This window comes from Collinsella sp. OF02-10, from assembly GCF_003463445.1.
Lineage (GTDB): Bacteria > Actinomycetota > Coriobacteriia > Coriobacteriales > Coriobacteriaceae > Collinsella.
Genome location: NZ_QSCW01000028.1, coordinates 1 through 12,914 on the forward strand (window position 1 = coordinate 1; position 12,914 = coordinate 12,914).

General features: G+C 58.4%; 18 protein-coding genes and 1 pseudogene. 10 read left to right on the forward strand and 9 right to left on the reverse strand.

Going from position 1 to position 12,914, the window contains the following annotated elements; translation table 11 throughout:
* From DXA43_RS10300 to DXA43_RS09625, 3 genes are all read right to left on the reverse strand, one after another.
* Positions 1-204 (reverse strand): hypothetical protein (locus DXA43_RS10300; protein WP_199580563.1); only part of this gene is annotated, 204 nt, incomplete at its 3' end.
* Positions 197-955, reverse strand: a complete 759-nt coding sequence (locus DXA43_RS09620) for an ABC transporter ATP-binding protein (protein WP_117807026.1) — start codon at positions 953-955, stop codon at positions 197-199. The genes DXA43_RS09620 and DXA43_RS10300, both read right to left, overlap by 8 nt.
* Positions 956-960: 5 nt before the next feature.
* Complete coding sequence (locus DXA43_RS09625; protein ID WP_117807014.1) at positions 961-1,269, reverse strand: DUF1648 domain-containing protein; 309 nt, start codon at positions 1,267-1,269, stop codon at positions 961-963.
* 311 nt (positions 1,270-1,580) lie between these two features.
* On the opposite strand from DXA43_RS09625, the gene DXA43_RS09630 reads away from it, so the two are divergent.
* From DXA43_RS09630 to DXA43_RS09650, 5 genes are all read left to right on the forward strand, one after another.
* Positions 1,581-1,994 carry a helix-turn-helix domain-containing protein gene (locus DXA43_RS09630; RefSeq protein WP_117807015.1) on the forward strand — a complete coding sequence of 138 codons (414 nt, stop codon included), beginning with the start codon at positions 1,581-1,583 and terminating at the stop codon, positions 1,992-1,994.
* Positions 1,995-2,085: 91 nt separating this feature from the next.
* Entirely contained in the window at positions 2,086-2,817 is a 732-nt protein-coding gene (locus tag DXA43_RS09635) for a response regulator transcription factor (protein WP_117807016.1), read from the forward strand.
* A 136-nt stretch (positions 2,818-2,953) separates the two neighbouring features.
* Positions 2,954-3,952, forward strand: coding sequence for an ABC transporter ATP-binding protein (locus DXA43_RS09640; protein WP_117807017.1), 999 nt, complete (start codon positions 2,954-2,956; stop codon positions 3,950-3,952).
* Positions 3,945-4,730, forward strand: coding sequence for a hypothetical protein (locus DXA43_RS09645; RefSeq protein ID WP_117807018.1), 786 nt, complete (start codon positions 3,945-3,947; stop codon positions 4,728-4,730). The genes DXA43_RS09640 and DXA43_RS09645 overlap by 8 nt, the downstream gene beginning before the upstream one ends.
* A gap of 48 nt (positions 4,731-4,778) precedes the next feature.
* Complete coding sequence (locus tag DXA43_RS09650) at positions 4,779-5,690, forward strand: sensor histidine kinase KdpD (protein ID WP_117807019.1); 912 nt, start codon at positions 4,779-4,781, stop codon at positions 5,688-5,690.
* A gap of 296 nt (positions 5,691-5,986) precedes the next feature.
* Here DXA43_RS09650 and DXA43_RS09655 read toward each other — a convergent pair.
* Together DXA43_RS09655 and DXA43_RS09660 are read right to left on the reverse strand one after the other, a co-directional pair.
* Positions 5,987-6,190: pseudogene (locus DXA43_RS09655) on the reverse strand (plasmid mobilization relaxosome protein MobC); the annotation flags it as partial.
* 201 nt (positions 6,191-6,391) lie between these two features.
* Entirely contained in the window at positions 6,392-6,748 is a 357-nt protein-coding gene (locus DXA43_RS09660) for a helix-turn-helix transcriptional regulator (protein WP_002584957.1), read from the reverse strand.
* A gap of 398 nt (positions 6,749-7,146) precedes the next feature.
* Between DXA43_RS09660 and DXA43_RS09665 the strand changes: the two genes are divergently transcribed.
* Complete coding sequence (locus DXA43_RS09665) at positions 7,147-7,332, forward strand: cysteine-rich KTR domain-containing protein (protein WP_003431289.1); 186 nt, start codon at positions 7,147-7,149, stop codon at positions 7,330-7,332.
* A gap of 16 nt (positions 7,333-7,348) precedes the next feature.
* The gene (gene rlmN, locus DXA43_RS09670; RefSeq protein ID WP_117807020.1) at positions 7,349-8,335 is read left to right on the forward strand and encodes a 23S rRNA (adenine(2503)-C(2))-methyltransferase RlmN; all 987 of its coding nucleotides are present in this window, start codon (positions 7,349-7,351) and stop codon (positions 8,333-8,335) included.
* Between the two features lie 467 nt (positions 8,336-8,802).
* Here rlmN and DXA43_RS09675 read toward each other — a convergent pair whose 3' ends face one another.
* The 3 genes from DXA43_RS09675 to DXA43_RS09685 all read right to left on the reverse strand — a co-directional run bounded on the left by DXA43_RS09675 (position 8,803) and on the right by DXA43_RS09685 (position 10,349).
* Entirely contained in the window at positions 8,803-9,360 is a 558-nt protein-coding gene (locus DXA43_RS09675) for a hypothetical protein (protein ID WP_117807021.1), read from the reverse strand.
* A complete protein-coding gene (locus DXA43_RS09680; protein WP_233540069.1) occupies positions 9,357-9,827 on the reverse strand; it encodes a nuclear transport factor 2 family protein in 471 nt (156 codons plus the stop codon). The genes DXA43_RS09675 and DXA43_RS09680 overlap by 4 nt, the downstream gene beginning before the upstream one ends.
* Before the next feature lie 108 nt (positions 9,828-9,935).
* Positions 9,936-10,349 carry a helix-turn-helix domain-containing protein gene (locus DXA43_RS09685; RefSeq protein ID WP_158564987.1) on the reverse strand — a complete coding sequence of 138 codons (414 nt, stop codon included), beginning with the start codon at positions 10,347-10,349 and terminating at the stop codon, positions 9,936-9,938.
* Between the two features lie 478 nt (positions 10,350-10,827).
* Here DXA43_RS09685 and DXA43_RS09690 point away from each other — a divergent pair, with 478 nt between their 5' ends.
* Complete coding sequence (locus DXA43_RS09690; RefSeq protein WP_117807024.1) at positions 10,828-11,217, forward strand: YraN family protein; 390 nt, start codon at positions 10,828-10,830, stop codon at positions 11,215-11,217.
* Positions 11,218-11,387: 170 nt separating this feature from the next.
* Here DXA43_RS09690 and DXA43_RS09695 read toward each other — a convergent pair whose 3' ends face one another.
* Positions 11,388-11,660: a hypothetical protein gene (locus DXA43_RS09695; protein WP_117807027.1), complete on the reverse strand. Its 273-nt coding sequence runs from the start codon at positions 11,658-11,660 to the stop codon at positions 11,388-11,390.
* 212 nt (positions 11,661-11,872) lie between these two features.
* Here DXA43_RS09695 and DXA43_RS09700 point away from each other — a divergent pair, with 212 nt between their 5' ends.
* The gene (locus tag DXA43_RS09700) at positions 11,873-12,640 is read left to right on the forward strand and encodes a ParA family protein (protein ID WP_114568153.1); all 768 of its coding nucleotides are present in this window, start codon (positions 11,873-11,875) and stop codon (positions 12,638-12,640) included.
* Entirely contained in the window at positions 12,627-12,884 is a 258-nt protein-coding gene (locus DXA43_RS09705; protein WP_117807025.1) for a hypothetical protein, read from the forward strand. Before DXA43_RS09700 ends, DXA43_RS09705 begins: the two co-directional genes overlap by 14 nt.
* Positions 12,885-12,914 lie beyond the last annotated feature (30 nt).

Sequence of the window (12,914 nt, forward strand, 5' to 3'; positions counted from 1 at the left end):
CGGCAGCGCATCGGAGGCGCCAGCCGCAGCAAGCGAGCCGCCGACCGCCCACGCGTAACCGGCCGCGAGCGCCGCGAGCAGGACGACCCCCGCGGCGCCGAGGACGAGCCTGCGCCTCGCCGCCGGCTCCCGCTCGTTGAGAAGCCGTCCGATCCCGAACGCCCCGAGCATCTGCACCCTCAGAAGGGGGGCGAGGCTACTCATCGCGAGCCTCCCTCGCGATCTCGAGGAACACCTGCTCGAGGCTCTCGTCCCCGCGTATCTCGTCGACCGAGCCGGCACGCACTATAGCGCCTTTCCTGATGATCGCGACCTCGTCGCAGAGCTTCTCGACCGTGTCGAGCACGTGGCTCGAGAGGAACACGGCCGAACCGCGGGAGACTATCTCGCGGATCATCGCCTTCAGCTCGTAGGCCGCCTCCGGATCGAGGCCGACGAACGGCTCGTCGAGGACGAGCAGCCGCGGCTCGTGGAGGAACGCGCCGACGAGCACGAGCTTCTGCCTCATGCCGTGCGAGTAGGCCGATGCCGTCTCCCCTAGGCGATCACCGATCCCCAGCCGCCCCGCGTAGGCGGGGATGCGCTCGGCGCGCACGCCCGCGCTCACGCCGAACAGGTCGGCGACGTAGTCGAGGTACTGCATCCCGGTGAGGAAGCCGTAGACGTCGGGGTTGTCGGGCACGTAAGCGGTCTCCCTCTTGCACGCCACGGGGTCGGTGCGGACCGACTGCCCGCAGATGCGGATGTCGCCCCCGTCGAAGGCGAGGGCGCCGACGATCGAGCGGATGAGCGTGGTCTTTCCCGCGCCGTTGGGGCCGACGAACCCGAAGATGCGCCCCGACCCCACCGACAGCGACACCCCGTCGACGACTTTCTTGCCGCCGTAGGACTTGGAGAACCCTTCGACCACGAGCACTGGTGCGGCGCCGGTCGTTGAGAATGCCTCGTTTCCCATGCCCGTCACTTCGTTCCCATGAGGATGACCAGCCCGGTCGCCGCGAACGCGACCGCGGGGACGATCCAGTGCATCCAGGCACGCGCGTCCTCCCTCTTCGAGAGCGACAGCCCCGCAACTATGTCGACGAGGACAAAAACCGCGGGCATGCCGAACACCACCGCCTCTCGAGGCCAGTACGAATTCGCCTCCCCCGCCAGGCCGAACTGGACGGGGACCGATTCCGGCAGGCTGCCGTAGGACGCCATGAACACCGCCAGCGTGAGAGCGCATGCGACAGCGCTAACCACCATGAGCTTCGTCGATCGGGCCATTTCTCTTCCTCCTTCTGCTTCTTCATGTTTTGACTGCTTGATTCTATCATATCTGTTTTAGTACATATAGAACAGATATAACATATTATTGTACTACGGTCAGATGTCGGGCATACTCGCCTCCTCTCCTCCGGCTTCGATCCGCGCTCCGGAGCGGCGGAAGGCATGCAGCGAAGAGGAAAGGCGGTCCGGAAAGAGGTAAACCGCGTCTCTACTGGCGGTCGAGACGCCTCAACCAGCGGTCGGTTGAGCGGGGAACGGCCTTATGCGACCATCGGCATGCCGACAAAGCCGAGGAGAAAAGAAAGACGATGGCTGCACGGAACTTCGGATCCACCATAGCCTCCCTCCGCAAGGGGAAGGGCATGACCCAGCTCGACCTCGCCCAGAAGATGGGGGTCACCGACAAGGCCGTGTCGAAGTGGGAGCGGAACCTCTCCTTCCCGGACGTCGCGTCGCTTCCCTTGCTCGCCGAGCAGCTCGGCGTCTCGGTCGACGAGCTGCTCGAGGCAAGGACGTCGGCGCAGAAGAGCAGACCTCTGGGCAAGGCGGGCGAGCTGGCGGAGCTCGTGCTCAAGGCCGTCGCCCTGGCCATGGGAGTAGGCGTCGCGGCGCTCACGATCATGGACGAGGTCGAGCCGAGGGTCGCCCTTTGCCTGCTCGGCATAGGCGTCGCCTGCATCGCGCCCGTCCAGCTCTCCCACACCGGAGAGGAGAAGCAGTAGGACGCCTCGGGTTGCCTGGCGGAGTCGGCGCCGAGGGCCTGTCGCTCCTTCGTGTATCATGAGGGCGATGCGATGCGAAAGGAAGTGGCGCATGCTGGAAAGAGAAAACGGGCCGGAAGGGCGCGCCGTGCGGGCGCTCGTGGTGGAGGACGACGCCTCCATAAACGACGTCATCTGCTCGACCCTCGGCGGCTCCGGCTTTCTCTGTACCCCCGCCTACTCGGGAACCGAGGCGCGCCTGCTCATCGAACGCGATTCGTTCGATCTCGTGGTATGCGACCTCATGCTGCCTGGGATGCCCGGCGAGGAGATTGTCTCGCTCATCCGGAAGAGGTCTGCCGTCCCGATTCTCGTGACGTCCGCCAAAGCCCAGGTGGTCGACCGCGTCGCGCTGCTGCGGATGGGCGCCGACGACTACCTGGTCAAGCCATTCGACCTCGACGAGCTCGTCGCTCGCGTCGAGGCGCTCCTCAGGCGTTCGAAACATCCAACAGCCGGAATAAGCGATTCGGAAGACCTCCCCGCTTCAATATACGGGAAATGGACCCTTTTCGAAGACGCTCGAAGGCTGGAGGCGGCGGGAAAGCCCATAAAGCTGACCCGCACCGAGTTCGACATCGTCGCCGCGCTCATGCGCCATCCCCGCAAGGTGTTCACCAAGCGCGAGCTCTACCGCGAGGTGTGGCACGAGGACGCCGCCGTCGAGGAGAAGGCCGTCAACACCCACGTCTCCAACATCCGCGCCAAGCTCAAGGGGACGGGGACGGAATCCTACATCGAGACCGTCTGGGGCATAGGCTTCAAGCTCGCGGAGATAGAGTGATGGCTCCGCTGACGCCCTTCCCCGTAAACCGGCGCGGCGATTCTTATAGCTTTCTTATAACTTCGAAGAAGGTTCGTGAACCTTTGCCTTCCATACTCGAATCATCGGATGAGCCAACAGTTCGAAAGGAGAGAGTATGGACGCCATAAAGACATCAGGCCTCACGAAGTCCTACGGCTCCAAGCGCGCCGTAGACGACATGAGCCTGACCGTCGGCGCCGGCGAGGTCTACGGCTTCGTCGGCCGCAACGGCGCGGGCAAGTCGACCGTCATGAAGATGCTCGCGGGGCTGGTGCTGCCCACTGCAGGCGAGATAGAGGTGCTGGGCGAGAGGCAGGCGCCCGGAAGCACGAGCAGGAGGCTCGGCGCGCTCATCGAGAACCCGGGCGTCCATCCCGGGCTGTCGGGCCTGGACAACGTCATGGTGCGCGCGCTCGCCCTCGGCGTGCCGCGGGCGAAGGCCGCGAGTATGCAGGCGCTGGACATCGTGGGCCTGTCCGCCGTCGCGAAGAAGCGCGCGAAGACCTACTCCCTCGGCATGAAGCAGCGCCTGGGGCTCGCGCTCGCGCTGGTGGGATCCCCCGACCTGCTGCTGCTCGACGAGCCGTTCAACGGGCTTGACCCCCAGGCCGTGCGCGAGGTGCGCACGACCATCATGAACCTGGCGCGCATGCGAAGCCTCACGGTGTTCATCAGCTCCCACGTGCTCGACCAGCTCGAGCGCATGGTCACCCGCTACGGCGTCATCCGAGACGGGAGGCTCGTGCGCGAGATGAGCGCCGAGGAGGTCGAGGCTGAGTGCGCCGACTACCTGTCCATCCGGGCGGCGGAGCCGCAGCTCGCGCTTGCGAGGCTGCAGGGCGCGTTCCCCGGGGCCCGCTTCTCCGTCATGGCGGACGATGCCATCCGCGCCGAGGGGAGCGTCTCCGCTGAGGACGCCGGGCGGGCTCTCGCCGAGGCCGGCATCCCCGTCACGGAGCTGTTCGTCCACGAGCGCGACATCGAGGAGCTGTTCGTGGGGCTCATGGGGGCCGACCCGTCCATCCCCGCCCCCGACGCCGCGGCATGGTCGCAGGCGGCCGGGGCGGAACCTCCCCGCGGGTTCAACAGGGCGGGAGGTGGTCGCAATGCTTAGCATGGTCCGCGCGCAGATGTATCGCATCGCGAAATCTCGCTCGATCTGGGCGGTGTGCCTCATCATCGCCCTGTTCGTGCTCGCCACCCCCTTCGCCCTCTGGCTGTACCAGATATGGCCGGCGTTCGCTGAGACGGGCATCGTCGAGCTGCCCGACGAACCCCTGCCCCTGCTGCGGATCTGGGGCGTGTCCGTCGTCGGCGGATCCGCCTTCCCGATGATGGTCGGCGTCCTGCTCACGCTGGTATTCGCCGAGGATTTCAAATCGGGGTACGTGAAGAACCTCGTCCAGGCCCGCGGAGGGCGCGTCTCCTACGCACTGTCGGCTGCTGTGTGCAGCGTGATCGTCTCCTGCGCGGTGACGGTCGGCGCAGCGGCGCTGGTCGCCCTGGCCCTGGCCGCCCAGGGGTACCCGTTCGCCATGCCGACGGGAACGGAGGCGCTCGGATGGATGGCCCAGGTCGCCTTGTGCTCGGTCGCCTACGCGGGCGTCGCCGTGCTGGCCGTGCTCGTCACAGGGTCCGAGGCCGCGGGCGTCGTGGCGGCGGTGGTCGTGGGCGGCGGGTTGGTGGAGACCGCCCTCAGGCTCGTCTTGGCGAACATCCCCGGCGCGCCCGCCGCGGTCCGGGACTGCCTGGACTCCTACCTCGCGGTCGACATCGCGCAGCTCGGCCAGGGGATCGTCTGCGATCCTTTGACCTACGTGCAGGCCGTCGCGACGCTGGCAGCGGCAGTGGCCCTTTGGCTCCTCGTCATACGCAGAAAGAGCCTGGCATAAACTGGGATTCGGCCAGATCGGCCATCGGAACGAAGGGAGGCGACGGACGTGCTGGGGATCGCGATCGCATGCGTGCTCGCATGCCTGCTGGCTGCGACGGTGCTCCTCTACGAGCGCGAGCTCGGGCGCATCGCCCGCTTCGCCAGGCATCGGGACCGCACGGAAAACGAGCGTATCGACGTGGGGTTCTCGACTCCCGGCATCTCCTCGGTCGCCGCAGCGGTGAACGGCGCGCTCGACGATCTTCGCGACGAGCGCGCCGCCATGGCCCGGCGCGAAGAGGCCTTCCGGCGCGATCTCGCCTCCCTCTCGCACGACATCCGCACCCCGCTCGCGGGGGCCCAGGGATACATCCAGCTACATGACCGCAGCTCGAACTCCGAAGAAAAGGACCGTTATCTGAGAGAAGCAGCATCACGCCTGTCCGCCATGCGAGAGCTCACTGACATGCTCTTCGACTACTCGAAGGCGATCGACGAAGATTCCCCTCTTGAGATTGAGGATGTCGAGGTGATGCCCGCTCTCGCGGCGGTTCTGGCTAACGTCTACCCACAATTCGTAGAACGCGGATGGGAGCCTTCCATCCGCTTCGACGATGAAAGCATTCGCGTCATGGCGGACGAGGATTCGATGGAGCGCGTTTTCTCCAATCTCATCACCAATGCGCTCCGCCACGGAATATCCGCCCCGACTATCTCGCAAAGGGTTGTTTCTCGTTCTGGGGCAGAAGCCGATAGCATGGTCGAGATTGCGTTTTCCAACGAGACCGAAGACGCCGATTCCATCGATGCGGATCGCCTTTTCGAAAGGTTCTACCAAGTAGATGTCGCTCGCCGTGGGAACGGGTCAGGACTAGGTCTCGCCATCGTGGCCAGCCTCTGCTCGAAAATGGGCGGGGAGGCCGAGGCCCGCATAGACGGATGCATGCTGACCATCACGGTGAGGCTTCCCGCCGCATAGGCAAGTTGCCCACGACATTTTCTTCGCGCAACGTTTATCTCGCCGAAAGCCTGGGAGATCGCCTCGCAGTTGGGGAAGGCTATCTGGCCCAGCTTATCCAGGCTTCGCAGCCCACTTCGCCTCTTGCGCTCTCATCGAGCCGGCGCTTGTTAAACGGAACGAAACGCGAAAGAAAGGCCCACTCAAGGCCAATGCGCGACTTCGAGACGAGGAAAGAAGATTAAATCCTTTGACTCAAAGCTACCACGGAAAGAAAACATAGCAGAGCAAAGCGATCGCAATTGAGGAAAGGATCAAGACTGGCCTGTTCCTTGCAGTTCCCGGATATATGCTTTTGTGTCGCTTCGGTCAACGACAAGAATATACCCGTCTATCGCCATTTTACGGAAGTATGCCCCATACTGCTTTATGGGAAGCTGCTTCATCTTCTCGTCGATCAGCCGCTTTTCTTCTTCCGTAACGTAAAACTTCATCTGTATATTTCTCTTTCGGTTTTCCATTTCCGCACCGCCTTTCGGTATAAGGGTTTGGGATTATCCCAACAAGCATTTTCCGCAAACGGGTACTCGTTTGCTGTGCTTGCTATCTACTCCATACCCCCACCGAAAGGCGGTATTTGTTGCGCGTTCCTTTGATTTTGGACGCAAAAAAAGATTGCAGCCGCCATGCGCTGCAATCTCCCGATTTCTCATATTGTGAGGTTAATCCTCTGCTTTTTCGACTTCCGTTATCTCCCTTGCTGTTGCGGTTACAATCCGTATGCCTTTATCGCTCATACCGTCCAGCAGCGCGTCAAGCTGCCGCCGCCCGGTGGATTTCTCCGCATTGCTGTTCGGGAAGAAAAATTGATCTACCGAAATATGATACCGGGTTACAAGGTCATAGAATACCTGTAAACTCGGCTGTTGTCCCTTGTTCTCGATATTCGCAAGGTAGCGCGGGGAAATATATAACTCGTCGCTTACCTTTTTGCGGCTCTCGCCGTATTCATTTCTCGCGGCTTTTATAGCTGCCCCGAAAGCCTTAAAGTCGTACAATGGTACGGGTCTTTTTGCCATTTTCATTCACCCTGTTACATTTTACAGTTCACCTTTCTTTTTGGATATGTCCACACAATTCATATCATTAGGTTAAATACTTCCTGTTGTGTATTGACAGTAGACTGATTTTCTGATAAAATAAAATTTATGTAAAAGGAGGCGGCGTTTATGTTGCATAGCATGCGTATTAGATAAGCATTGAAAAAAAGGATTTTCCCATTTTCAGCATGGGCTTTTTTGTCATGCTTATTTTGCGGATGCTATACAAAAAACTAACGACGTATAGATATAGTATAGACATAGTGCAAGCTATGCCTTAGTTTTGTTGTACTGCTCTGTGCATTATAAATGCAGGTCAATGCTCATGTTGAGGATTGACCTGCATTTTTTTGTGTAAAAAGGACGAGTGAAATATAATGCTTAAAAAATATTGGATAAAATGTCCGATTTGTAACGGAAAGACGAGAGTTCAAGTATTTCATAATACTGTATTAAAAGATTTTCCTCTTTTCTGCCCTAAATGCAAATTGACGCATATCATTGATGTAGAAAAATTAGAGATTGTAATCAAAAATACAGAAAAACAAACTTTTATTATTTAGAAGAAAGGATATAAAAATGAAACGTTTACCTAAATATACGCCTGCGGAAGTACGGAATGATCCATACGGATTTACTTACAAAGAAATGTCGGAAGTTATTGGCGAGAATGAAGCAAAAGCCTTATATGAAGAATTATATAAGCAATTACCACGCAAAAAAAATCTATCAATGTTGGTAAAAAATATTTGCAAAAGCAGTGATACTGAAAAGTATGTTTACGAACTGAAAGACAACAAATACATTGAAACGGTTTTTATCAAGCGGCGAGATGGTGGAACTGTTTGCGTGAGCACACAAGTCGGTTGTCCTGTTGGTTGTATTTTTTGTGAGTCCGGGCGAAATGGCTTTGTTCGTAATCTAACATCGTCAGAAATCGTACAACAGATTATATTGTTGCGTCGAAAAGTAAACCGTATCGTTTTTATGGGTATGGGAGAGCCTTTATTCAATTATGACAACTTGATAAAAGCAATCCATATTCTCCGAGATAGATATGGGCTCAACTTTCCAACCGACGGCATTACCATATCAACAGTTGGTCCGGTCGATCAATTAAAAAAATTGCGCGAGGAACATCTTAAAATTCAGTTGACAATATCTTTACACGCAGCAACACAATCTGCAAGAAATCGTATTATTCCTCACATGCGCATATATGCTATTGAAGATGTTGTTAAGCAAGCCTTATCCTATTCTGAAAGGCATAATCGCAAAATTGTCTTTGCGTATTTGCTTTTACCGGGTATAAATGACCGGCCCTCAGATGTAAGACAACTTGCAAAATGGTTTCGGGGCAAAAAAGTTATGATTAACGTGTTACAATACAACCCAACAAGCAATTCAAGAATTAAAGCACCACAGAAACGGGAAATAGTTGCATTCAAACATCAATTAGAGCAAGCAGGACTTGAAGTTACTATGAGAGTTTCTCATGGCAGAAAGATTAACGCGGCTTGTGGACAGTTAGCTAACACATATAATAAATTCAAAAAAAATGATTAAAAGTGCCAGACGCATAGACGCAGAGCCGATAACGCATTAGGTCAAAAAACCTATGTGTTATCGGCTTTTTTATTTAATATTGCGCAAAAGCCGCTGTTCCCTATTATAGAATGGATTGCGGGTAGTGTATTAAAGTCGCCCTTTTTTAAGGATACGGCGGTATCGGGGAGGTATCGCCGTGTCCATTTTTATTTACTGTAACCCGCCTAATGCTTTGCGGTCAAAAAAAGCTATGCTCCGCAAGCGGGATATTCCGGCTATGAGTATGAACTGTCAATACATCTAAATACTTCTTACATTTCCTTTGCGCTCGTCCGCGTCTTGCGGACGGGCGCATTTTGCTTTTTTCAACTTTTTTCTGAAAAACGCACTCAAGAGCCATCTCCCGAACGGGTACGGAGCGAAAGGGGCAGAGAGGACAAGCCCTTAACTCCCGTCCTCTACTCCACGCGGGAAGGAGGTGAACTCTATGGAGCTATCTTCGACCTTCCGTAGAACAGCACGAAGAAGCCGACGGAGCCCGCAATGTCCATTGACAGCTGGAAGAGGTACGCGGGCATTTCGAGCATCGTCATGATGGCGACGGCCTCCGCAGCCAAAGCCCCCACGGGCAACGCATAGAGAACAGAACTGAAGGCGTTGTCCTTGTTCCAGAAATACAGGACCGAGGCGACTATCGCGCAGAAGACGGACAGCACCGAAAACATGACGAACAGGGATGCGCGGAAGCCGCCAGAGAACAAGGGGACAAACGTCCCGAGCGCGGTTTGCAGGCCGTAGAAGCTCAGCGTCATCCCGAACATGTACAGAAACGAGCTTATTCCGGCGCAGGCGTTAGAGCTGCTCAGCAGAATGATGACCGTATTGGAAATGATCCAGAAGCCGACCATGGTCTGGATGGAGGCGAATCCCCATAGCGTTTCATAGGAGCAGAAGTCCGCAAGCCGGCAAACACACCCAACCAGGATGCCGACGCCGAACACGCACGCATACGACTTCGCGCTGCCGGTCAGAACTCCACTCATGGCGTCTCCAGCGCAGCGACGCGATCCCCGGATTCGACGGGATTAAGCCAAGGAACCTGCTCCCCCGGCGCGGATCCGCCGCATTCGTACGGATCGTACCTGATCGTGCTACAGCCGAACTCCTTGAGAAAAGCGATCTTGCCATCGGGGCTCCAGCGCACCAGGGAAACTCCGTCGAACGACTCAGCCCTCCCGTCTGCCATCTCGTCCTCGAAATACCATTCGACGACCGTCTGGTCCCCTTTGTGGAAGAACTGCTCTATCTCCCATCGGCGAACCGTTCCCCTGGAATTCCATTCTTCGAACCAATGCTTGACGGATCTGGCACCACGGTACACCGGGCCCCAGCTCTCGACGTATACGGCGTCGCTCGAGAAAAGGGCCTCTATGCCTCCGTCCGTCTTGTCCAGCCACATGGAAAACCAAGCGCGGATTTTCGCTTCCCTGTCCTTGAGAGCCTTATCCACCAGCGCTCCTTTCGACCGAACGAGCAGGAGCCGCATGCCCGCTGAAGCCCAGATGGGAGAGCAGGCTTGCGGACCGCCGGCAGAAGAGCCCTTCCGAGGGATCCGGGGCTACCCGACCCGGCTCTTCCAGGCCTCGTAGTCCGATCCGGTTATCTCCCCTTCATCGAGCCTGCGCCTCATCTCCGACCATTTCTCGATGGCGGCAACCAACTTCGGAGCATGTTCGCTCATACGATTTACGTCCAGTCTACCATCTTCCAGGGGAACGAGCCCGCAGGCGTCTTCGAGTCTGAAGAGGATCTCGAGGACGTCCCGGACGCTGCCGGTCTCTATCTCGATGAAAGCGTGGGGGTCGACCCCGACGGCTTCTGCGATTCGCCCGAGGACCTCATCGTTGGGTTGCCGCTTGCCCAATTCGTACAAGCGGATGGACGACTCGCTGACACCGAGCTCCTTCGCTACTTCGGCCTGCGTCATCCCGGCAGCCTCGCGTGCCGAACGTATCCTCTTGCCGACGCTCACAAACACCCTCCTCGTCACAACCTGAAACTTGCCACGGAGCTCGAAGGCTCCCGCCAAACCTGCGGCAAGCCATGCGAGGAGGCACGATCGCCCAACGCGCTGCATCCTCATATCTCTACCGGAATTATAAGATGTTGTCGAACATCTCACCACCGGTGGCCCGGATACGCCGCCCTCATTCATCTTGCGCTCCGAGTTTCGCCAGAACCGACCCTTTCATCCGAAGCCCCTCCGCACGCCTTCAGTCACGTCAGCAACGCAGGGAACCCGCCGCCGACGCAAGGGCCGCGGCACTTTCCGGAAACTCTTCTCCATGATTCGCAGACCGAAGACCGGAAGACTTTCCGAAAACTGGCATCGGGAAATGCTGAACCACGCCGATTCCGCTTTCCCCCTTGCACGTCGACGGAACCCCTGCGCCCTTCGTGCCACAAGGCGTTGGGCAGAGGGCCCAGGCCGAAACCGAAAGGGGTCGATCATGACTAAGAAACTGCAGGAACGCGCAATCGAAGCAGCGGCAAAGTACGTCGAGCGCCGCGGATACGATGTTCTCGGCACCGCATGGTCTCCAGAAGAGGGAATCTCGATGGATGTCATCGCCAAAGACGGCGACACGGTCGTCTTCATCGACGTCAGCGCCCGCATCGGCATCGACAAGGGCCTTCCGCCCGAGGACCTCGCGGGATCCCGCCAGCGCATGGAGATCGCGGCGGCGAGGTGGCTGTCCGAGCAGGACGACGAAGAGCTCATCAACGTCTCGGTCAGATTCGACGCGATCGCGATGCTGGTGCTCGATGAGAACCGGGCGCTGCTGAGACATCACATCAACACCTTCGGCAGCGGAGACTTCACCGATTCGGCCGATTAAGCCCCTTTCGGGCCGAAATCGGATCAGCCCCCAGGGTTTCACCTGGGGGCTTTTTCTGTCTCGAGATCCTCCCGCACGGGGCTGCTCGCCCCGCACCCCGGCAGAGAGCTCGCTCTCTGCACTCTAACCGCTTCCAAGCCAGATGGCTTGGAAGCGGTTAGCCGGATGCCTCACCCGAACAGCAGGTCGGACCAGAACTCCTTCGCCCCCGGTCCCGAGGAGGCGAGCATCTCGACCATGCGGCGCCGCATCTCAGGAGGCATCGACTCGAAATCCTCGCGCAGCGCCCTGTCCACCTTCTCCGTGCTCTCTCGCATGCCCTCGTTAATTTCCCGCTTCTCCTCGATGCTGTAGCTCTCGGAATCGGACAGGGCGAGATCGGCCTTGAAGTAGGCGACCGCATGGTCTTCCATCAGCTGCCGGTATTCTTCTTCGCTAAGCATAGGGCCTCCCGTCAAAACCGCCTTTCCGCCCATTGTAGAGACCTTGTCTAACAAAAAACTCATGCAGACCTAACGCGCTTCTCAACGAGAGTGGCTTCGCCGCCGGCCCTACGATCCTTCACCTTAAACAGTACAGTTTCGTACTGTTCTATGGTAAACTGTGGATACAGTACAGTAACGTACTGTCCTTAGCGAGACCGAAGGAAGCAACGATGAAGACGATAGCCATCAGCAACTACAAAGGAGGCGTCGGCAAGACCACGACTGCGGTGAACCTCGCGTCGGTGTTCGCCTCGAAAGGCCGGCGCGTGCTCCTCGTCGACCTCGACCCGCAGGCGTCGGCGACCGACTACTTCGGCCTCTACGGCCAAGCGGAAGAGGAGGGGCGGAGCGCCATCGAGCTGCTCTACGGGCACGCCCCCGTCGCGGACCTCGCCTTCGAAACGGATGTCGAGGGGCTCTCGGTGATCCCCTCGATCATCGACCTGGTCGACCAGAACGAGCTCCTGCTCCACGAGCAGACGCTCAAGTTCGCGCTCGCCGACGCGGCGGGAGACTACGACCTCGCCATCATCGACTGCTCGCCGGTGATGAAGCGGCTGGCGGTCAACGCCTACATCGCCGCCTCCGCGGGGGGCATGGTGGTGATCCCGGTCAAGCTCGACGGCTCGGTCATGAGGGGGACCGCCCTCACGGTCAACGCCATGAGGCGGGTCAGCGACGCGCTGCGGCTCCCGACCCCCAACTTCAGGATCCTGCGGACGTGCGTCCCCGGGCGCCAGACGCGGAGCAACGCGACGGGCACCGAGATCCTCGACAGGTTCTTCGCCGGCAGGCAGTTCGAGACGAGCATCCACTCCTCGACCAAAGTCGGCGAAGGCTCCTGGGTCTGGAAGCCGGTCGTCGACTACGCCCCGTCGAGCAGGCCCGCGCAGGACTACCTCGCCCTCGCCGAGGAGGTGGACCGTGAGCTCTCCTAAAGACGCCGCGAAGGCTTTCACCATCGCCGGGCTCCTCGACGAGAGCGCCGCCACCAGGAGGCGCTTCCCCATAGAGGAGATAGAGGTCTCGGACATCGCCGACCATCCCGGAAACGCCGTCTACTCGATGGGCGAGGAGGCCATCGGGAGGCTTGCCGAGTCCATACGCAAGGACGGGCTCACGGACATCCCGCTCGTCAGGAAGCTTCCCGACGGCGGCTTCCAGATGTTAGCGCTACTGTAAAAACAACCATTTTGACCAACGCTCAACAAC

Coding starts and splice junctions, on each gene's coding strand:
- DXA43_RS09620 (WP_117807026.1), bottom strand. CDS start 955: ATGGGAAACGAGGCATTCTCAACGACCGGCGCCGCACCAGTGCTCGTG.
- DXA43_RS09625 (WP_117807014.1), bottom strand. CDS start 1,269: ATGGCCCGATCGACGAAGCTCATGGTGGTTAGCGCTGTCGCATGCGCT.
- DXA43_RS09630 (WP_117807015.1), top strand. CDS start 1,581: ATGGCTGCACGGAACTTCGGATCCACCATAGCCTCCCTCCGCAAGGGG.
- DXA43_RS09635 (WP_117807016.1), top strand. CDS start 2,086: ATGCTGGAAAGAGAAAACGGGCCGGAAGGGCGCGCCGTGCGGGCGCTC.
- DXA43_RS09640 (WP_117807017.1), top strand. CDS start 2,954: ATGGACGCCATAAAGACATCAGGCCTCACGAAGTCCTACGGCTCCAAG.
- DXA43_RS09645 (WP_117807018.1), top strand. CDS start 3,945: ATGCTTAGCATGGTCCGCGCGCAGATGTATCGCATCGCGAAATCTCGC.
- DXA43_RS09660 (WP_002584957.1), bottom strand. CDS start 6,748: ATGGCAAAAAGACCCGTACCATTGTACGACTTTAAGGCTTTCGGGGCA.
- DXA43_RS09665 (WP_003431289.1), top strand. CDS start 7,147: ATGCTTAAAAAATATTGGATAAAATGTCCGATTTGTAACGGAAAGACG.
- rlmN (WP_117807020.1), top strand. CDS start 7,349: ATGAAACGTTTACCTAAATATACGCCTGCGGAAGTACGGAATGATCCA.
- DXA43_RS09675 (WP_117807021.1), bottom strand. CDS start 9,360: ATGAGTGGAGTTCTGACCGGCAGCGCGAAGTCGTATGCGTGCGTGTTC.
- DXA43_RS09690 (WP_117807024.1), top strand. CDS start 10,828: ATGACTAAGAAACTGCAGGAACGCGCAATCGAAGCAGCGGCAAAGTAC.
- DXA43_RS09695 (WP_117807027.1), bottom strand. CDS start 11,660: ATGCTTAGCGAAGAAGAATACCGGCAGCTGATGGAAGACCATGCGGTC.
- DXA43_RS09700 (WP_114568153.1), top strand. CDS start 11,873: ATGAAGACGATAGCCATCAGCAACTACAAAGGAGGCGTCGGCAAGACC.